This window comes from Erythrobacter sp. S267, from assembly GCF_057365045.1.
The window spans coordinates 1,971,392-1,990,920 of sequence record NZ_CP200298.1; the positions used below are offsets into that span (position 1 = coordinate 1,971,392).

Below are 19,529 nucleotides of genomic sequence, written 5' to 3' on the forward strand. Positions count from 1 at the left end.
AAGCGCCCCTTTCCCAAGCGGTTCAAACGGACGCTCAGATGGTCACGCTTCCCCCATCGCGTCAACCATCGCCGCTTCCAGTGCATCTGTCGGAGACTTGTCACCCCACAGCACGAATTGGAAGGCGGGGTAAAAGCGGTCGCATTCGTCGATGGCGTTCTCCACCAGCGACTGCGCCTGAGCGATTGAGAGCATGCCATCATCGCCCATCAGCACGCCGTGGCGGTAGATCAGCACGTCGCCTTGCGACCAGATATCGAAGTGGCCGAGCCAGACCTGTTCATTGACCAGACTGAGAAGCTCGTAGGCGCTCGGTTTCTTCTCCTTGCTCACCCGGATGGCGGGCAGGCAGAGGAATTGCAGCACATTGTCCGCCGCGCGCCAGATTGCGCGGAGCTGGTATTTTGCCCAGCTGCCCTGCACTTCGCCGACCATCTCATCTTCAGACACGGTCTCGCACTGCCATCCGCGCGCTTCGAAAAGAGCGGCCAGCATCTCAACCGGTGCGGCATCGTCGTCGTCGCGATATTCGCCTTCTTGGGGTCTCATATTGCGCCTGCGAGGGTTCGGGTGTGGGGGGCTTCGAACATCATTGATGCTGGAATGCCCGCCGACCCTCATCATTGGCAATGAGTAGGGATCGCAGCGCTGGGGAGAAGTGCTTTCGCTTGTTCAAAGCTTGTGTACAGATTGCCGGGGAAAGTCGGCGACACGCTATTCAAGCTCTTGAATTACCGTGCCTTCTGGGCTCGTATAGGTGAAAGTATCTATGCCTTTGGCGGCCAGAGCGTTCACCAGAGTGCGCGCCTCAGCCCGGTTTGCCACGGGTCCCGCAAGCAAGCGGTTTGCCTGCCCCCACGGCGTCACATGTGGCTCAAAATCACCGAGCAGTTCGGGCGCCTGGCGCGCGAAACGGCGCCAATCAAAGCTCAGCGCTTCCAGATCACGGCCGGTGGCAAGCTGCACCCAAACCCGGCGCGGATGGGCTGGCTGAGCCGGTTCGGCGGGCGCTTCTACTTCGCGTGGAATGCTGATGGCGGTGATGTCGACCGCCTCCCCGCTGCCTGCCTCGACCGGCAGATCGGCGCTGTCCAGATCGGCAAAGGCATCGGCTACGCTTGCGTCAGAAGGGGACGGATCGGGTGCGGATGTAGGTGTCGGTGTGGGAGTGGGTGTGGGCTGGACCTGCGCTTCGGCCACAGTCTCAATCACTTCATCAGCCGCAGCAGGAGGCGGCGCGCCCAGCGGCGTTCCGGCAGGCTCCAGCAAGGCCCCAACCTCGCCCTCGGCTGCAAAACGAGCGATGCGCGGGTCTTCGCGGCCAATATCAGCGGCACGCGGGAATATCCCGAGATTCGCCGCCGCCGCCTGCTGAGCAGGGGTAAGGCGCGGCATGAAAGCCAAATAGGGATTGATCCGCGTCGCCAGATCGCGTGGCATGACGGTGTCGACAATCGCCTCGGCCCGCTCTTGCTGCCCAAGGATTGCAAGGCCAAAGGCACGCGCGCGGATCGCGGCCGTATCGCGCTCGGTCAGCAGCGGAGAAAGCGCGGATTGGAAACCCGTCTCATCCCCAGAGATCGCGCGGCTAAGCGCAAGGCGGCGGCGCGCCTCGTTATCCTCGGGATTCAACTCAATCGCGCGAACATAGGCGGCCTGCGCGGATGCCTGATCCCCCACCAGATCAAAGGCGAGCGCCTGATCGGTCAGCAAATCGCTTGCCGGAGCTCCCGCGCTCTGCGCCGCGCTGAACAGTGGGAGCGCTTCGATCGGACGACCAGATCGCAAATAGACCCGCGCCAGACCCAGTTTTACCCGAGCATCGTTGGGCCCAAGCTCTGCCGCGCGGCTCAGAAAGCCGACGGCTGCATCAAAGTCATTCACCGCAAGGCTCGCATCGCCTGCCTCGATCAGGGCCGGAATGCTGTTAGGAGTGCGCGCCAGCTCCATCAGCGCGCGGTTCAGGCGCTGCACCTGCGGCGATGGCAAAGGCTGCACAACCTCACGCGACGTCGTGTCCTGCGCGGCGAGGCCGGTTGGAATTGCGGCAAGAGCCAGCGCGGTGGCAGTGAGGGGGGCTGCGAGTTTCACAACAGCTGCGCTAGCGCAATTTGCGCGCCTTGCCAGCCCGCTTAACGCTGGGTCGAGGCGAAAAGCGCATCACGGACGGCAGGCTGAGGAGCGGCGGGAACCCACTGCTCCTCTGGCCTGTTGACAAAGCGACTATTGGTTATTCTGGCGACCGAGGAAGCGCGGGATCGAAAGCGCGGGGGCATCATCGCCGTCGCCGTCGCCATCCGGATCGTCGTCGTCATCATCGTCGTCGGAGCCGGAAGAACGCGAGAGGTTGGCCATGCGTTCGAACAGAGTGCTTCCGCCAGCAGCGGCTCCTCCAGCTGCTGCTGCGCCGCCAGTGCCACCAGCCGGCGCGGCGGGTGCAGGGTTGGCCGGCGCGCTATCGTCAGACGATGGCTCTCCGCCAGCGGCTTCGACAGGTTCGTCGCGCTCTGCCAGACGATCCGCATCGGCGAGCAGGTCATCATCGCCATCTGCAGCGAACTCGTCTTCCTCCTCGGCGCTGCGCAGGCCGGCGAGCGGGTCGATGATTTCATCAACGTCGTCGCCATGGTCGCCCATATCGTCTCCGGCTTGCATGCCGGTGAGATCAAAAGGTTCGCCCGCTCCGTCCGTCTCGCCCGCTTCTTCTTCGACCTCGTCGGTCAGTTCTTCAAAGCCCATGTCTTCATCAGGCGCAGAGATCGCGTCGCTCACCGGATCAGCGATCAGCGGAGCGATGGGCGTGGTCTCTTCTTCAGTGGCAGGCTCTTCGCCCGCGTCGCCGCTGTCCATGTCGTCAAATGACGGCGCCTCTTCAACAGCCGCCTCGGCTTCTGCTGGCTCATCCGATAATTCGAGCACCGGCCGCTTGGGCGCGCGCGCTTCGGTCAGAGCCACCGGGCGCGGCGGAGCGTCACCGGTCGCGCCTGCCTCAATCCCGGTCGCAACAACCGAAATGCGGATCTTGTTGACCATGTCGGGGTTGAAAGCGCTGCCCCAGATGATGTTCGCATCCTCGTCGACCAGATCGCGGATGTAATTCGCGGCCTCGTCCAGCTCCATCAGCGTCATGTCTTCGCCGCCGATGATCGAGATGATGACGCCCTTCGCGCCCTGCATCGACACGCCGTCAAGCAGTGGGTTGGCGATGGCTTGTTCAGCGGCGAACAGCGCGCGGTTCTCACCCTCGCCCTCGCCTGTGCCCATCATCGCCTTGCCCATCTCGCTCATCACAGCGCGGATGTCGGCAAAGTCGAGGTTGATGAGACCCGGATTGACGATCAGATCAGTGATCGACCGCACGCCTTGCTGGAGCACTTCGTCAGCGAGCTGGAACGCCTCTTTGAAAGTGGTCTCCGGCTTCGCGACCAGGAACAGGTTTTGGTTCGGAATGACGATCAGCGTGTCGACGTGGGCCTGAAGCTCGTTAATGCCAGCCTCAGCCGCGCGCATGCGGCGCGTGCCTTCGAACAGGAACGGCTTGGTCACGACACCAACGGTCAGCACGCCCTTGCGCCGCGCAGCCTCTGCAATGACGGGAGCGGCCCCCGTGCCGGTTCCGCCGCCCATACCGGCAGCGATGAAGACCATGTTGACGCCTTCAAGCGCCTCTTCAATGTCAGACACAGTCTCTTCCGCAGCGGCCTTGCCCACTTCGGGACGCGCGCCTGCGCCAAGGCCGCCGGTAATGTCGGGGCCAAGCTGAATCCGCTTCTCTGCCGGAGAGGTCGCGAGCGCCTGCGCATCGGTGTTGGCGACGATAAAGTCGACGCCTTCGATCTCTGACTCGATCATATTGGCAATCGCATTGCCGCCCGCGCCGCCAATGCCGACGACAGTGATCTTGGGACGCAGATCGTCCGTTGCTGGTGGTCCGATATTGATGCTCATCGCTTTACCCTCCAGATACGCGCCTGTTGTGCCGGGGTTTGACAGTCAGTTCGCACATATCTTCATTACACTCTTGAGACTCTGACATATTCAGCAAAGTCCCGTTATACCGCAGGAATCCTTATCCACAGGCGTCACTTGCGCGTTTTACACCTGACTTTCCGCAATAGCGGAAGGTGACAAGGGCCAAGTGGAGCCTGACCGGCGTCAAAACTCCGCTTTGCACTAGAATTCTTCCTTCAACGCCCGCCACCACCGCGACAATGCGGTGAAGGGGTTAAGCGAGCCGCCAAAGTCGCGCGTCTGCATATAGCGCGCGCCGATGGCCCGAATATCGACCGGATCGTCTGCCGCGTAAAGGCACAGACCCGCAAGGCCTGCAAAACCCGGTGTCGCATGCGCCTCTGGCAGGCCGGAAAGTTTGGGGATGCGCCCCACCCGCACCGGCATGGCCAGCGCGCTTTGCGAAAACTCGGCAAGCCCTGCCAGCTCCGCTCCGCCGCCGGTCAACACAACCTGCCCTGCACGCGGACCAGCAAAGCCCATCTCCTTCAGCGCCTTCCCGATCTGCGTCGTCAGCTGCGACTGGCTTTCCGTGATGACAGAGATCAGCTCTGCCCGCGCAATCCGGTTCTTGTCATCCGCGCCGCGCGCCGCCGGGGCGCCTTCTGCGCTTTCGGCATCATTGGGACCATGGACCGGGATCATCTCGCGGTGATCGCTGGGTGAGGCGATGGCGGAGCCGGAGACGCATTTGAGGCGCTCGGCCTGAAACCGGCGGATGCCAAAGGCGCTCGCCACCGCATCGGTGATATCGCCCGACCCCATCGGGATCGCTCTCAGCCCCAGCAGCATGCCGGCCGCAAAGACCGAAACATTCGTCACATCCGCGCCAATCTCAACCAGAGCAACGCCAAGCTCGCGCTCTTCCTCGGTTAGGCAGGCATAACCCGAGGCAAGCGGCGCTGCGACCACGGCTTCGACTTCGAGGTGGGCATTCTGCACCGCCTCCATCAGATTGCGAACCGGCGCTCCATCGGCGAGCATGACGTGGACATCGACGCCCAGCCGTTCTGCATGAAGCCCGCGCGGATTGGCGACGCCATGCGCTCCGTCGAGCGTGTAGTGGGCGGGGATTGCGTGGAGGACCGTGCGCCCATCGGGGCGGATGACGCTTTGTGCTTCGAACAGAAGGGTTTCAACGTCCTCCTCCTCAATCCGGCGGCCGCCAATGTCGATCTCGACCTTTTCGACCGTGCTTTTGAGGCCCGCCCCCGCGCAGGCGATCCAGACGCTCTGGATGCTGGTGCCTGCGTTTTTCTCCGCCCGCTCAACCGCGTCGCGGATGGCATAGGTCGCGGCCTTCATATCGGTGATGTAGCCGCGTTTGACCCCCGCGCTTGCCCGGTGGCCAGAGCCCAGCACGACTAAGTCGCCCGTCTCCGTCTCGCCCATAATCATGGCCGAGACGCGGAAGGATCCGACATTGACGGCGGCGAAGACACGGGCGAGGCGCGCTGTGGGTTTGGGTTTGGTGGCCATATCTTGTCCCTAGTCCCTCAACCGCCCGATTGCCCGAATTCGATCTTATCGCCCCGGCCCGGAATGCGCATGTAGATGCGCGGGGGCGAACGCATGTCGAAAGCAGCGACGTCTCCGCCGATCAAACGGTTCTGCCCGTCGAGCCGAGCAAATTTGACCAGCGAACTGGCAGATTGATCTGCACCTTCGGGCAGAGCGAGCACTTGGCCGGTCTTGAACGTGATATTCCAGCGGCGATTGCCGACCCACTCCGCAGCCTCAACCTGAGGGAGAAGCGCGGGCGCGGCGGCGAGCAGCTTCTCCAACGGGGCGACCTGCATATTGGCGCCGGGGCCGGAGATGTGGAGCATGTCAGCCGCGGCTTCCTTAGCAATGGGCTCCAGCTCCACGCCCGTCGCGTCGATCAGCATCAGCCGGTCGGGCTTTTGCAGGACGGCGTGTGGCTTGCGCTCGACAATGTCGATGGCGAGCGTCGAGGGCAGCTGGATCGATACGCGCGCATCGGCGACCCAAGGAAGTTCCATCAGCTCATCGCGCAGTTTCTCAAGCTCAACCTGCGGCATCGGACGATCGCGTTGAGCCAGCGCGCGGGCATAGACCTGACGTTCGTCCATGCGGCTGGTGCCGGTGACGCGCACATGTTTGACTTCAAAGCCAGCATCCGACGCCATCGCCGCAACCTGCGCATTGGCGAGCGCGGGGACGCCCGCAAGATTGGCGATCACAAAGGCAAGTCCAACGCCGCCGCCGATAATCAGCGTCAGCCAAATCGTGCCCCATTGGTCTTCGGTAAAAGGCAGCACTCCCATCGCGCGGTCGACCAGACCGGTGGTCTTGGCCTTGGCCCGGCGCGCTCCCGCTGCGCGGCTTTGCGATTTGGCGGCGCGGCGCACGCCCTTGGTGCTGGAGCGTTTGATCTTAGCCATGGGCGACCTCCTCCTGTGCTGCTGAGTGGTTTTTGAGCGCACTGCGCACGATCATCTCGACCAGTTCGGGATAGCTGATCCCAGCATGTTTGGCCTGTTCCGGCACCAGACTGAGCGGCGTCATACCGGGCTGGGTATTGGTCTCCAATACGAACAAACCCTCTTCGCCTTGGGCATCATCCCAGCGGTAGTCCGTCCGGCTAGTGCCTTTGCAGCCGAGCACTTCGTGTGCGCGCAAAGCATAGTCTTCGCACAGAGCCGCGATTTCGGGCGGGATTTGCGCCGGGCAGACATGCTGCGTGCGGCCTTCGGTGTATTTGTGCTCATAATCGTAGAAGCCGTGTTCGATGATAAGCTCGGTCACGCCGAGGGCCTTGGGGCCTTCAGCTGTGTCGATCACCGCCGTGGTCAGTTCGCGCCCCTTGATGAAAGGCTCGGCGAGCAGAGCGTCAAATTCCTGCCAAGGACCTTCAGCCTCGCGCGCGATTGGATTGCCGACATTGGAGTCTTCCGTGATGATCGCGACGCCGACGGAGGAGCCTTCGTTGACGGGCTTCAAGACGTAAGGGCGCGGCAGTGGATCACGCTCATGCAGCTCTGCCACAGGCACGATCCGTCCGCCGGGCATCGGAATGCCATGCGGAACGAGCGCTTGTTTGGTCAGCTGTTTGTCGATGGCGATCACAGAAGTCGCGAGGCCGGAATGGGTGTAGGGCACGCCCATGAGGTCGAGCATCCCTTGGACGCTGCCATCTTCCCCCGGCACGCCGTGAAGCGCATTGAAAACCACATCTGGCTTGGCCGCAGCTATCACCTGCGCCACATCGCGGCCCATATCGATGCGGGTGACGCGGTGCCCGTTCATCTCAAGCGCGTCAGCGACACCGCCACCGGACATGAGCGAGACCTCCCGCTCATTCGCCCAGCCGCCCATCAGGACGGCGACATGGAGGGGGGAGCCGCCGCTCACGGCCGCCCCACCCGCTTGATTTCCCACTCCAGCTGAATGCCTGACTTCGCATAGACCTTCTCGCGTACCAGCTCGCCCAGACCTTCGATATCGGTGCTGGTCGCGGTGCCGGTGTTGATCAGGAAGTTGCAGTGCTTCTCGCTCACCTGTGCGCCGCCATGGGTGTAGCCGCGCAGGCCAGCATCATCGATCAGCTTCCAGCTCGAATGGCCTTCGGGGTTCTTGAAAGTTGATCCGCCAGTCATGCTGCCGATGGGCTGCGAGTCCTTCCGCTGGGAGGAGATGCGATCCATCTCTGCCTTGATCGTCGCCGGGTCGCCGGGGAAGCCTTCAAAGCGGCACTCGACCACGACGGCTCCATCAGGCAGCGCAGAGTGGCGGTAGGAATATTGGAGGTCGGCGTTGGAGAGCGTCACGAACTGGCCATCGGGCATGATGACGTCGCAGTCGGTCAGGACTTGGCAAGTCTCGCGCCCATAACAGCCGCCGTTCATGCGGGTGACGCCGCCGACGGAGCCGGGGATGCCGATGAAGAAGCTGAGCCCGTCGATCCCGGCCTTGCCAGCCCGCCGCGCCACCATGCTGACCGGAGCCGCAGCGCCTGCGCGCAATGTCGTCTCACCCGTCACTTCGATTTCGGAGAAAGGCTTGCCCAACTTGATCACCACGCCCGGCACGCCGCCATCGCGGATAATCATGTTCGAGCCAACGCCCAGAGCCATGACCGGCATCTGCCCGTCGAGCCGTTCAAGGAAGGTCTTGAGGTCGTCGAGGTCCGCAGGCTCAAACAGCCAGTCGGCCTTGCCGCCGCTCTTGAACCAAACGTGTTTGGCGAGAGGCGCCTCGCGCGTCAGGCGACCTCGGATGCCTTCCACCGGCACAGGAGCCGTCGCCGCGCCTTCGACCGAGCTGGTCGGGGCGGAGCCATCGTCAAGGTCATTCCAATCGTCGGGCTGCATAATCGTGTTCATGCTCCCCGCTGTGAATCAATCGCGGGCCCAAGGGTAGCGGCCCACTTGGTGATATCCCCCGCGCCGAGGCATACGATGATGTCTCCGGCCTCAATTTCCTCGGCGAGTGTGGCGGCAAGTGCACTGTGATCGGGGGTCGTGCGCGCCGATCGGTGCCCGCGTGACTTGAGCCCTGTGACGAGAGCCTCCGCATCGACCCCTTCGATGGGGTCTTCGCCGGCTTCGTAGACCGGGGTGATGAAGACCATATCCGCATCGTTGAAGCAGCTTTGGAAGTCATCCATCAGGTCATTGAGGCGCGTGTAGCGGTGGGGTTGAGCCACCGCGATGACGCGGCCTTCGGGAACGGCTTCCCGCGCGGCGCTGAGCACGGCTTGAATCTCGACCGGGTGGTGGGCGTAGTCGTCGATGATGTTCACTGCCGCGCCGTCGACCTCAACCGCGCCGACCTTGGTGAAACGGCGGCGCACTCCGCTAAAGCTGGAGAAGCCGCCACGGATCACTTCGTCCGAGCAGCCCATCTCAATCGCGACAGCAATCGCGGCGAGCGCGTTTTGCACGTTGTGGCGCCCCGGCATGGGCAGGTGGACGCCTTCGATCCGGCGGTCTGCGCTTTCGGAGTTTCTTGGTCCGCGCTGGCGCACGATCACATCGAACGTGTTGCCGCCTGCGCCTGCGCGGATGTTGACCCCGCAAATGTCAGCCTGAAGCGAGAAGCCATAGGTCACAACCTTGCGGTCGCGGACTTCTCCGATGACGGCCTGCACTTCGGGATGGTCAACGCACAGGATCGCCGCGCCATAGAAGGGCACGTTGTGAATGAACTCGATAAAGGCGCGCTTCACCCCGTCGAAATCGCCGTAATGGTCGAGATGCTCGGGATCGATATTGGTGACGACAGCTATCGTGCCGTCGAGTCGCAGGAAGCTGCCGTCGCTTTCATCCGCTTCGACCACCATCCAGTCGCTGTCACCCAGCCGCGCGTTGGAGCCATATTGCTCAATAATGCCGCCATTGATGACGGTGGGATCGACGTCTCCCTTGTCGAGCAAAGCTGCGATCATGCTGGTCGTGGTCGTCTTGCCATGCGTCCCCGCCACCGCGACGGTGGATTTGAGGCGCATGAGTTCGGCGAGCATCTCTGCCCGGCGCACTACGGGAATGCGGGCTTCCAAGGCGGCGGCGACTTCGGGATTGGTGCGGCGCACAGCGGTGGAGGTGACGACGACGGCGACGCCTTCGACGTTCTCCTTCGCATGGCCGATCAGCACCTTGATCCCGCGCCCGCGCAGCCGTTCAACGCTGACCCCTTCGGCCAAGTCGCTGCCCTGCACCGAGTAGCCGAGATTGTGCATCACCTCGGCAATGCCGGACATGCCGATGCCGCCAATGCCGACGAAGTGGATGGTGCCAATATCGGTGCCGACGCCTTTCACGCAGCGATGTCCTCGCTGCTTTCACGCGTCGCAGGCTGAGCCTTAGTCGCGCGCGCCTTTTCCTTGGCCGTGGGTTCGCCGACGCGGACCACGTCCATCAGGTCGATGCCGGCCATGCTCTCCACCAGATCAGCCAAGTCCTTGGCCGCTTTGGGTCGCCCGCAATTCCACGCGCCGTGGGCGGCGTTCGCAAGGCTGCCGGGGTTCTGAGCCATGGCCTGTATCTGCTTGGCGAGTTCCTTGGGCACAAATTTGTCCTGACGGATCATCCGCGCCCCGCCCGCTTTCACGATCTCACGCGTGTTCGCCGCCTGATGGTCATCGGTCGCGATGGGCAGCGGGATCAGGATCGCCGGGCGGCCCACGGCTGTCAGCTCCGCAATCGTAGAAGCGCCCGCGCGGCCGATGAAGAGATGCGTGCCTGCGAGCCTCTCGTGCATATCTTCGAAATACGTTCCCAGCTCCGCCGGGATGTCGTGGCTCGCATAACGCTCACGCACTTTGTCGACGTCTTCGGAGCGGCATTGCTGCGTTACCTGCAAGCGGTTGCGCAAGGCAGGGGGCAGCATGGCGAGGCCATCGGGTACGATGTCGGAGAGGACACTCGCGCCCTGCGATCCGCCGGTGATGAATACGCGGAACAGGCCCTCTTCGGTGAGCGCCGGAAAATCCTCATCGCGCAGAGCCAAGACCTCTTCGCGCACGGGGTTGCCGACGAGATGGACCTTGTCCGCAAACTTTGGCTTCAAGCGCTGCACATCGGGGTAGGAGGTCGCAATCGCTTCGACCCGGCTGGCGAGCAAGCGGTTGACCCGGCCCAGCACAGCGTTCTGCTCGTGCACGACGCTGGGGATCTTCGCCGCCGTTGCCGCCAGCAGAGCGGGCAGAGCGGGATAGCCGCCAAAGCCGATCACCGCGCTGGGCTCAAAGCTTTCAAACAGGCGCAGCGCCATATTGCGCCCTTCGAGCACGGCGCGAACGCCGCCGATCCACTTCAAAGGGTTCTTGCCAAAGCGGCCTGCGGGCAGGACGTGAGCGGTCAGGAAGTCAGGCTTGCCCGGAATGTTCGCCCCGCGCTCATCAGTGATGAGAGCCACATGATGCCCGCGCGCATGCAGTTCGTGCGCCAGCGCAAAGGCCGGGATCAGGTGTCCGCCCGTGCCGCCAGCGGCGAGGACGAAATGGCGAGACGCGCCGGTGGCCACCGTCTGCTGCGGCGTCATCTTAGTCTCGGAGTTCATGCGCGATCCTCCTTTGCCCCAAAGCCGAAGACCGGCGCGGTGTTCTCACCGCGCGCTGCCTCGCCTGAATGACCCGAACGCCCTGAAAAAAGCGTCCGCAAACCCGGCTTCTCGCGCTCAAGAAACGGGTTGCGCCGGGTGATGGCTAGCAACAGCCCGACAGTGAAACACACCGCCAGTGTAGAGGAACCCCCATAGCTCACCAGCGGAAGCGTCATCCCCTTCGACGGGAACAGCTGCAGGTTTACAGCCATGTTGATGAACGCTTGCCCACCGATTTGGGTAACAAGACCCGCGCCTGCAAGAAGGGCGAACAGATTGTCCTCATCCACCAGCCGGATCAGCACGCGGACAATGATCGCCAGATAAAGCAGCACGACGATGGCGCACATGATCAACCCGAACTCTTCCCCGATGACGGAGAAGATGTAGTCCGTATGCGCTTCGGGCAGGCTCATCTTGCGCGTGCCGAGCCACAATCCGCTGCCGGTCCAGCCTCCGTTGAGGAGTGTGCGCTGGGCGAGAAAGACCTGATCGAACGCCGTGCCTCCGCCCAGCCAGCTATCGATGCGGATGCGGGCATTGTCGTAGAAGAGATAGGCCGCCGTGATCCCGCCAATGCCAGCGGCAATCAGCGCGCCGATGCGGGCAAAGGAGACGCCTGACAGCAGCACCAGCACGAACCACACTCCGCCGAACAGGATCGTCGCACCAAGGTTAGGCTGGAGCATAAGGAGCGCCGCCACCAGCGCCATCGTCAGCGTCGCATAGCCGAGCACCGGCAGGCTCGCATCGCGCAGCCGCCAGGACAGCATCCAAGCGAGCAGGATCGCAAAGCCGGGTTTCAGGAACTCGCTCGGCTGCAAGCTCATACCGACATTCAGCCAGCGCTTTGCTCCATTGACCTCGTGCCCGATGATCGGGACGAGCAGCAGCAACCCCAGCATCACAGTTGCCATCAGGATGCCGAGCCTGCGCGCATTGTCGCGGCTGACAAAGGACACGGCGAGCATCAGTCCGACGCCCATCACCTGAAAGACGATATGCTTTTGGAAGAAGGCGAACTCGGCGACTTCGTACTGGCGACCAGCCGCAGGCGAGGCAGCCGCGACCGCCATCGTGCCAAACGCCATCAGGATCAGGACCAGCGACAGCAGCCACTTATCCAGCTCGCGCCACCAAACCCGCACGCGGTCCATCATCCCGCGCTGCGTTGGCACGGGCGCATGAAACTTCGCCTCATTGCGCGGGCCAGAGCGGCCAGAGCGGGACGAAACCCGCGATGGGATATAGGCAGCGCTCATGCAGCGTCATCCTTTAAGAAGGCTTCGGGTGAGCAGTCCGGGCGCTCGGCATAGACGCCGACGAGCTGGCGGAATTGCTGCCCGCGATGTTCAAAGTCGCGGAACTGGTCAAAGCTTGCGCAGGCAGGCGAGAACAACACGACATCGCCCGGACGAGCGGCTTCGCGCGCTGCACGGACGGCTTCGGAAAGGGTTTCGCTGCGGCTGATTGCAGGGATTTTGCCGTGCAGCGCGTCGGCGAAAAGCTGGCCTGCTTCCCCGATTGTGTAGGCAGCCGTGATATTCCCGATTTGCGCTTCACATGCGCCCAGCCCCGCTTCCTTCGCCAGCCCGCCAACGATCCAGTGGATGCGCGGGGTGCCGCCGTGGATTTCCGGGCGCGGCGGGAATGCGGCGAGTGCGGGCGCGGCAGAGGCGGTGTTGGTCGCTTTGCTATCGTTGATGAAGACAACGCCCTCATCCTCGCACACACGCTCCATCCGGTGCGGCAGATTGCGGAAACGCGGCAGCGCGTGCTGCCATTGGGCGGGACGCACGCCCAGCTCTTCGACGATAGCGACGGCCACCGCGACATTTTCGAGATTGTGCGGGCCTTGCAGGCTTGGCCATTGAGGCTGGAGGGCGCGCAGAGCATCGAGGTCGGCGACCGCGATGCGACCTTCCCCGCGTTGCTCCAACTGGCGCTGATGGATCGCGCCTGCGGGCGGTGCCAAAGCGCCGAACACCGCCAACCCGCTCGCGCTTTGCATGTTGAACAGCCGTTCCTTGGCGGCGGCGTATGCGGCGAAATCGTCGTAGCGGTCGAGATGATCGGGCGTGATGTTGGTCAACGCGGCGACCTCGCAATCGAGGCTGCGTGTAAGGTCAATCTGATAGCTCGACAGCTCAAGCACATAGACACCCACTCCGTTCTCGTTTGGCGCAAGCGGCTCTTGGGCGAGGATCGGCTCGCCAATATTCCCACCAAGCAAAGCGGGAATGCCCGCCATCTCCAGAATGTGATGGACCAGCGCGACGCAGGTCGATTTGCCATTGGTGCCGGTGATGCCGACGACTTTGTGCGGGAGAAGCTCAGCGCGCGCAGTCGCAAACAGCTCAATATCGCCGATCACCGGAACGCCGTGCTTGGCGGCATGGGCAGCGATGGGATGGGTGTTGAGCGGCACTCCGGGTGAGACGATCACGCCTGCAAAGCCGGTCAGGTCCATCGCGAGCGGGTCCGCGATCTCGCAGTGTCCGACAAACGCCGCGCGCGCTTCCTCGCGGTTGTCCCACACCGTCACCTCAGCCCCGCTCGCCAGCAGCGCGTCCACGCTCGCCGCGCCGGATCGCGCGAGCCCGAGGACCGCGTAACGTTTTCCAGCGAAGGCGGAGGAGGTGATCACTTGGGCTTCGCTACCTCAGCTTCAGTGTGGCAAGGCCGACCAGCGCGAGCACGATGGAGATGATCCAGAAGCGGATCACGACCTTGCTCTCTGACCAGCCAAGCTGTTCGAAATGGTGGTGGATCGGGGCCATGCGGAAGACGCGCTTGCCCGTCCGCTTGAACCAGAAAACCTGGATGATGACGCTGGCGGTCTCTGCCACGAACAGCCCGCCAACGATCAGCAGTACGACTTCGTGGTGAGCGGCAACCGCGATGGCTCCCAAGGCTCCGCCCAGCGCCAGCGAACCGGTGTCGCCCATGAAGACAGCCGCCGGCGGCGCGTTGAACCACAGGAAGGCAAGCCCTGCCCCCATGATCGCGGCGCAGAAAACCGCGAGCTCGCCCGCGCCCTCAACGTAAGGAATGCCGAGATACTCGCTGAAGTCCGTGCGCCCGACGAGATAGGCGATGATCGCAAAGGTGCCGGTTGCAATGATGACCGGCATGATCGCCAGCCCATCCAAGCCATCGGTCAGGTTCACCGCATTGCCAAAGCCGACGATCACGAAAGCGGCAAAGATGTAATAGAAATTGCCGAGCGGAATCTGCACGTCTGAGAAGAACGGGATGTAGAGATTGGTGTTGATCTGGCCGACGATCAGATAGCTCGCCACACCCGCCACCGCGAACTCCGCCAGCAGGCGCACCTTGGCCGAAAGCCCCGCATGGCTCGCCTTGGAGACTTTGTCATAGTCGTCGAGGAAGCCGATAAGGCCAAAGCCAATCGTCACCAGAACACAGGCCCAGACAAGCTGGCTTTTCAAGTCCATCCACAGCAGCATCGACAGCGACAAAGCAACCAGGATCATCAACCCGCCCATTGTCGGCGTGCCGCGCTTCGCAAGGTGACTTTGCGGGCCGTCCTCGCGGATCGGCTGACCCTTGCCCTGGCGCACTCGCAGCATGTTGATGAATTTGGGGCCGATGATCATGCCGATGATCAGCGCCGTCATCAGCGTCGCGCCGAAGCGGAACGTCTGATAACGCACGAGGTTGAACAGCCCGTCAAAGTTCATCCATTCTGCGAGCAGGTAAAGCATCTAGACCCCTTTAGACGCGCTCATTCAGACGCGCCTTTGAAGTGTGAAACCAAGCGTCCAAGTCCCATGAAGTTGGACCCTTTGACCAGAACAGCATCGCCGTTCGTCACACCAAAGGCGTCCAGCTCCAAAATGGCTTGTTCCGCACTCTCGCAATGCGTGAAGCTGGGGGTGAAGCCAAGGGAATCCGAGGGGCCTTTCCCCAATTCGGCTGCCAAGGCGCTCATCCCGTCGCCGACAAGGATCGCGTGGTCGATCTTGGCGTCGATCAGCGGCTCTGCAAGCTGGCGGTGGAAGCGGTCGGCAAAGTCGCCAAGCTCGCCCATTGTGCCCAGCACCGCGATGCGGCGAGAGGCTGGCGTTTGGCCCAGCGCGCGCAGGGTCGCTCGCATCGAGGCAGGGTTCGCATTGTAGCTTTCATCGATCATCAGCGCCTTGCCGCCAACCGCCGGAATATCGAAGCGCGCACCGCGCCCTTTCAACCCGCCCATCTCAGCCAGAGCCAATCCCGCACTCGCCAGATCGCCGCCGGCTGCACGCACCGCTGCCATCACGGCGAGGGAATTGCTGATCCAGTGCTCGCCCGGTTCAGCGATGGAGTAGCACAGGCGTGTGTCGCCCAGATCGGCGGTGACGATGGAGCCTCCGTTCGGACCGGGGATCGCGTCGAGCAAGCGGACATCGGCGTCCTTGCTGCGTCCGAAGGTGACGATCTTCACGTCGAGCTTCTTGGCGTTGGCAACCATGCGCGCCGTGTAGTTACTATCCGCCGGGATGATCGCAGTGCCGCCCTTTTTCAGGCCAGTGAAGATCGCCGATTTCTCATCCGCAATCGCCTCCATAGAACCCAGATTCTCGATATGGGCCGGCGCAATGGTGGTGATGAGGGCGACGTCGGGGCGCACATGATCGGCCAGCGGCGCGATTTCGCCCGCATGGTTCATGCCCATCTCAAACACGCCAAATTTGGCGCGGGCAGGCAAGCGAGCGAGGCTGAGCGGCACGCCGACATGGTTGTTGTAACTGCGCACGCTGCGATGCGCCGCGCCTCGGCTTGACCGGTCGAGGGCTGCAAAGATCGCCTCTTTAACGCCTGTCTTGCCGACCGAGCCTGTCACGGCGATGCGCACGCCGTGGCTGCGGTCGCGCGCGGCATGGGCGAGGTCGTGCAGCGCCTTTGTGGTGTCCTCTACCAGCACATGCGGGAAATCGACCGGGCGATCGGTGATCGCAGCAACGGCTCCCTTGGCGAAGGCATTGGCGATGAATTTGTGGCCGTCCATCGCCTCTCCTTTGAGAGCGACAAAGACGTCTCCGGGCCTACAATCGCGGCTGTCCATTTCAACGCCGGAGGCCTGAAAAGCGTGGCTGGCCTTGCCGCCGGTTGCAGCCTCGATGCTGGCCGCGTCCCACAGGGCAAGCGGCAGAGCATCGCGCGGATCGGCGGGCCATTGGCCCAAAAGAGGATGGCGCAGAGCGTGTGCAGCGGTCATCAAGACACTCCTTTAGCCAGCTCAGCAGCGCATTCGCGCGCCACTTGCACATCGTCGAACGGCAAAATTCGCATGCTCTCTCCTGAACCGATGATCTGCCCCTGCTCGTGGCCTTTGCCAGCGATCAGGATGATGTCGTTTGCACCCGCTGCTTTGATCGCAGCTGAAATGGCTTCACGCCGTCCGGGAACCGCGCTGACGTGATCCGCGCCTTTCGCCCCTGAAAGAACAGCGTCGCGGATTGCGCCTGGTTCCTCACCGCGCGGATTGTCGTCGGTGACGATAACAAGGTCGGCGGCCTTGGCAGCGACTTCGCCCATCGGCGCGCGCTTGCCCGTGTCGCGGTCGCCGCCTGCGCCAAAGACCGTGATGAGCTTGCCGTCCCTGGCGCTGTCAACGTGCGGACGCAGCGCGGCAATCGCGGCTTCCAGAGCGTCTGGCGTATGGGCATAGTCGATATAGACCGGCGCTCCGGTCAGCGTCAGGCATGCCCGCTCCAACCGCCCGCGCACGGGCTGCAAACGGCCCACCGCGTCGAACACTTGGGAGGGGGATGCGCCGGTTGCGAGCGCAAGGCCCGCCGAAGTCAGCGCATTGGCGGTTTGGTAAGCCCCGATCAGCGGCAGCTTCACTTGGCGCGTCTCTCCGCCAAATTCGAGGGTGAGTTCCTGCCCCAACTGCGTCGCTGTGCGGCTCACCAGCTTGAGAAATTCAGGATGCCGACCGCCCGCATCGCCGACGATCAGAACCTTGAGGCCGCGCTTGCTCGCATGCTCAATCGCGCGGTTTGTCCATTCGCACGGGTCTGCAGCGTCCCAGATGACCGCCGCTCCATCATCGGCGACGACCTCATCAAACAGGCGCATCTTGGCGAGGAAATATTCCTCCATCGTGCCATGATAGTCCAAGTGATCGCGGCTGAAATTCGTAAAAGCCCCCGCTGCAACGCGCAGGCCTTCATTGCGAAATTGCGAAAGGCCGTGGCTGGAGGCTTCGTAAGAGACATGGGTCACGCCCTCACGCGCCAAGCCGCTCATATTCGACAGGAACGTGACGATATCGGGCGTGGTGAGCCCGGTGGAGACGCTGCCATCAGGTGTGGTGACGCCCAAAGTCCCGATGCTGGCCGCGCGCTCGCCGCACATGCGCCAGATCTGGCGGGTCATCTCTGCGGTGGAGGTTTTGCCGTTGGTGCCGGTGACGGCGACGATATGCTCGGGCACAGGAGTGAAGAACCCGGCGGCGAGCTGAGCGAAAGTGCGGCGCGGTTCCTCGCTGGCGATGTGGATCGCGCCTTCGACTGTGGCTTCGGGGGAAGCAACCACAGCAATTGCGCCCGCTTCGATGGCGGCGGGGATGAAGTCCTCCGCGTTAAACCGCGCGCCCTTGAAGGCTCCGAAAACGGTGCCCGGCGCGATTTTGCGGTGGTCGATGGCGAAGCCGGTGACATTTGCGTCCGCGCCCTCGCTTGGCTGGAGACCAGCGCGTTCGATCAGGGCGGCAAGCTTCACCAGGCGGCCCTCAATCAGATAGCGCAAGTCAGAGATGTCGACATCGCGCGATGTGTCGGGCCGCACACCCAGCATCGGGCCGATCCGTGGGACCAGCTCATTCACAATCGGCGCGGCGGTAAAGGACGCGGTGCGCTGACCACGGCTCGCCCGCGTGCCCTTTGGCTCGTCCAGCATGGCGACCACGACATAGCGCGGGCGATCCATCGGGAAGGCGGCGGCGAAGTTGGAGATCAGCGCGGTCTCACGATAGGCGCCCGCCCCTGCTTTCTCGGCCGAGCCGGTCTTGCCGCCAACCCGGTAGCCCGGAGCATTGGCGCTGCGACCCGTGCCGTAGATCGAGATCATCCGCAAAAGCTGACGCATACGCTGAGAGGTGGAAGCCTTGAACACACGCTTGCCGCGCGGCGCTTCACCTGGCTCAATCTTCTCCAGCGTCGCGGGTCGCAAGATCCCGCCATTGACCATCGCGGCGTAAGCGTTGGCCATGTGCAAGGTGGTGACCGCAAGGCCGTGGCCATAGCTCACCGTCATATTGGTGAGGCGCGACCAAGTGCCATCGGGACGCTCTTCCGCCCATTGCGGCACGCCGCGCGAATAGTGGTTGATTTCAGGCCGGTCACGCATGCCGAGCTGCTCTACGACCTCGCGAAAACGCTCCTCGCCCAGCTCATCCGCGATCCGCATCGTGACTGTGTTGGAGGAATAGGCGAGCGCCTCTGCCACATTGAGCGATGCGCCTTTGTCGGTGTAATCCTTGAACTCCCGGCCCGCCATTTCGACCGGCGTCGCATCCCAGCGCTGCGAGAGGTTCGTCACCACGCCTGCGTCAATCGCGGCTGCAATGGTGATCGGCTTGAAGGTCGATCCCAGCTCATAAGTCGCGTTGGTCGCGCGGCTGTAGAAGTTGGGCGATTGCGCCACGTCGGAACGGTTCGGGTCGAAATCGGGCAAGGAGGCCATCGCCAAAATCTCGCCCGTATCCACGTCGAGCACGATGCCCGCCGCTCCCAAAGCCTGCGTCGCGAGCATCTGTTTGCCCAGCTCATCCTCAAGCGCGCCCTGAACCCTCAGGTCAATCGAAAGCGCCACCGGCTCTGCGCGCAAATCACGGTCAGCGAGGCGTTCGTCGAAGACCTGCTCCATCCCATATTGGCCTTGCAGCCGGCCTTCCTCATTCTCTTGCACATAGCCAAGGATATGCGCGCCCAGCGATCCTTGCGGATAGTGGCGGTCATATTCGCGCGGCAGTTCGAGCGCGACTTCGCCCAGCTCAAACACGCGGTTCGCATCTTCGGGCAGGACGCGGCGCATAATGTAGCCACCCCGATCCGAGGCGAGCAGGCGCTGCGTGCGCTCTTCATCCAGGTCGGGGAAGATTTGCTTCAACTTCTCCGTAACTTGAGCGGGGTCGCCGACCAGCGCGGAACCTTCATCTCCCATCGCCTTGGGATTGAACCACAGGGCATAGGCCGGAAAGGTGCGCGCCAGCGGCGTGCCATTCCGGTCGGTAATTTCTCCGCGCGGAGGCAGCAGTGCATCGGCGAGATTGGTGGTGCTGGGAGAGGCTCCCGCAACGCCAAGATAGCCGACCCGCATCACGCCGATCCCCGCTGCGACGACAAAACACGCGACCAGCAGGAACAGCCGCAGCCGCGCAGAAGACAGCAGCATGTAGCGGCGATGCACCGCGTCAATCCGACCAGCAGGCAGTCCCGCCC

General features: G+C 63.1%; 14 protein-coding genes. All 14 read right to left on the minus strand.

Going from position 1 to position 19,529, the window contains the following annotated elements:
- Nucleotides 1-42: 42 nt before the first annotated feature.
- Nucleotides 43-549 carry a type III secretion system chaperone family protein gene (locus tag AC0V6X_RS09350; RefSeq protein WP_486184287.1) on the minus strand — a complete coding sequence of 169 codons (507 nt, stop codon included), beginning with the start codon at nucleotides 547-549 and terminating at the stop codon, nucleotides 43-45.
- 165 nt (nucleotides 550-714) lie between these two features.
- Complete coding sequence (locus tag AC0V6X_RS09355; RefSeq protein ID WP_486184288.1) at nucleotides 715-2,091, minus strand: tetratricopeptide repeat protein; 1,377 nt, start codon at nucleotides 2,089-2,091, stop codon at nucleotides 715-717.
- 132 nt (nucleotides 2,092-2,223) lie between these two features.
- Nucleotides 2,224-3,948, minus strand: coding sequence for a cell division protein FtsZ (gene ftsZ, locus AC0V6X_RS09360; RefSeq protein ID WP_486184289.1), 1,725 nt, complete (start codon nucleotides 3,946-3,948; stop codon nucleotides 2,224-2,226).
- A 225-nt stretch (nucleotides 3,949-4,173) separates the two neighbouring features.
- Nucleotides 4,174-5,490, minus strand: coding sequence for a cell division protein FtsA (gene ftsA, locus AC0V6X_RS09365; RefSeq protein WP_486184290.1), 1,317 nt, complete (start codon nucleotides 5,488-5,490; stop codon nucleotides 4,174-4,176).
- 17 nt (nucleotides 5,491-5,507) lie between these two features.
- Nucleotides 5,508-6,416 (minus strand): cell division protein FtsQ/DivIB, encoded by a 909-nt coding sequence (locus tag AC0V6X_RS09370; RefSeq protein ID WP_486184291.1) that lies wholly within the window; start codon nucleotides 6,414-6,416, stop codon nucleotides 5,508-5,510.
- Entirely contained in the window at nucleotides 6,409-7,386 is a 978-nt protein-coding gene (locus AC0V6X_RS09375) for a D-alanine--D-alanine ligase (RefSeq protein ID WP_486184292.1), read from the minus strand. Before AC0V6X_RS09375 ends, AC0V6X_RS09370 begins: the two co-directional genes overlap by 8 nt.
- The gene (gene murB, locus AC0V6X_RS09380; RefSeq protein WP_486184293.1) at nucleotides 7,383-8,357 is read right to left on the minus strand and encodes a UDP-N-acetylmuramate dehydrogenase; all 975 of its coding nucleotides are present in this window, start codon (nucleotides 8,355-8,357) and stop codon (nucleotides 7,383-7,385) included. Before murB ends, AC0V6X_RS09375 begins: the two co-directional genes overlap by 4 nt.
- On the minus strand, nucleotides 8,354-9,793 hold the full coding sequence (murC, locus tag AC0V6X_RS09385; RefSeq protein WP_486184294.1) for a UDP-N-acetylmuramate--L-alanine ligase: 1,440 nt from the start codon (nucleotides 9,791-9,793) through the stop codon (nucleotides 8,354-8,356). Before murC ends, murB begins: the two co-directional genes overlap by 4 nt.
- Nucleotides 9,790-11,034 (minus strand): undecaprenyldiphospho-muramoylpentapeptide beta-N-acetylglucosaminyltransferase, encoded by a 1,245-nt coding sequence (murG, locus tag AC0V6X_RS09390; protein ID WP_486184295.1) that lies wholly within the window; start codon nucleotides 11,032-11,034, stop codon nucleotides 9,790-9,792. Before murG ends, murC begins: the two co-directional genes overlap by 4 nt.
- The gene (locus AC0V6X_RS09395; protein ID WP_486184296.1) at nucleotides 11,031-12,338 is read right to left on the minus strand and encodes an FtsW/RodA/SpoVE family cell cycle protein; all 1,308 of its coding nucleotides are present in this window, start codon (nucleotides 12,336-12,338) and stop codon (nucleotides 11,031-11,033) included. Before AC0V6X_RS09395 ends, murG begins: the two co-directional genes overlap by 4 nt.
- Nucleotides 12,335-13,723, minus strand: coding sequence for a UDP-N-acetylmuramoyl-L-alanine--D-glutamate ligase (murD, locus tag AC0V6X_RS09400; RefSeq protein WP_486184297.1), 1,389 nt, complete (start codon nucleotides 13,721-13,723; stop codon nucleotides 12,335-12,337). The genes AC0V6X_RS09395 and murD overlap by 4 nt, the downstream gene beginning before the upstream one ends.
- A gap of 10 nt (nucleotides 13,724-13,733) precedes the next feature.
- Nucleotides 13,734-14,804, minus strand: a complete 1,071-nt coding sequence (gene mraY, locus AC0V6X_RS09405) for a phospho-N-acetylmuramoyl-pentapeptide-transferase (protein ID WP_486184298.1) — start codon at nucleotides 14,802-14,804, stop codon at nucleotides 13,734-13,736.
- A gap of 20 nt (nucleotides 14,805-14,824) precedes the next feature.
- On the minus strand, nucleotides 14,825-16,297 hold the full coding sequence (locus tag AC0V6X_RS09410) for a UDP-N-acetylmuramoyl-tripeptide--D-alanyl-D-alanine ligase (RefSeq protein ID WP_486184299.1): 1,473 nt from the start codon (nucleotides 16,295-16,297) through the stop codon (nucleotides 14,825-14,827).
- Nucleotides 16,297-19,482, minus strand: a complete 3,186-nt coding sequence (locus AC0V6X_RS09415; RefSeq protein WP_486185559.1) for a UDP-N-acetylmuramoyl-L-alanyl-D-glutamate--2,6-diaminopimelate ligase — start codon at nucleotides 19,480-19,482, stop codon at nucleotides 16,297-16,299. The genes AC0V6X_RS09410 and AC0V6X_RS09415 overlap by 1 nt, the downstream gene beginning before the upstream one ends.
- Nucleotides 19,483-19,529: the final 47 nt, after the last annotated feature.

What these genes read in the sequence shown, in the direction of transcription:
- AC0V6X_RS09350 (WP_486184287.1), bottom strand. Translation starts at nt 549, where the DNA reads ATGAGACCCCAAGAAGGCGAATATCGCGACGACGACGATGCCGCACCG.
- ftsZ (WP_486184289.1), bottom strand. Translation starts at nt 3,948, where the DNA reads ATGAGCATCAATATCGGACCACCAGCAACGGACGATCTGCGTCCCAAG.
- ftsA (WP_486184290.1), bottom strand. Translation starts at nt 5,490, where the DNA reads ATGGCCACCAAACCCAAACCCACAGCGCGCCTCGCCCGTGTCTTCGCC.
- AC0V6X_RS09370 (WP_486184291.1), bottom strand. Translation starts at nt 6,416, where the DNA reads ATGGCTAAGATCAAACGCTCCAGCACCAAGGGCGTGCGCCGCGCCGCC.
- murB (WP_486184293.1), bottom strand. Translation starts at nt 8,357, where the DNA reads ATGAACACGATTATGCAGCCCGACGATTGGAATGACCTTGACGATGGC.
- murG (WP_486184295.1), bottom strand. Translation starts at nt 11,034, where the DNA reads ATGAACTCCGAGACTAAGATGACGCCGCAGCAGACGGTGGCCACCGGC.
- AC0V6X_RS09395 (WP_486184296.1), bottom strand. Translation starts at nt 12,338, where the DNA reads ATGAGCGCTGCCTATATCCCATCGCGGGTTTCGTCCCGCTCTGGCCGC.
- mraY (WP_486184298.1), bottom strand. Translation starts at nt 14,804, where the DNA reads ATGCTTTACCTGCTCGCAGAATGGATGAACTTTGACGGGCTGTTCAAC.
- AC0V6X_RS09410 (WP_486184299.1), bottom strand. Translation starts at nt 16,297, where the DNA reads ATGACCGCTGCACACGCTCTGCGCCATCCTCTTTTGGGCCAATGGCCC.
- AC0V6X_RS09415 (WP_486185559.1), bottom strand. Translation starts at nt 19,482, where the DNA reads ATGCTGCTGTCTTCTGCGCGGCTGCGGCTGTTCCTGCTGGTCGCGTGT.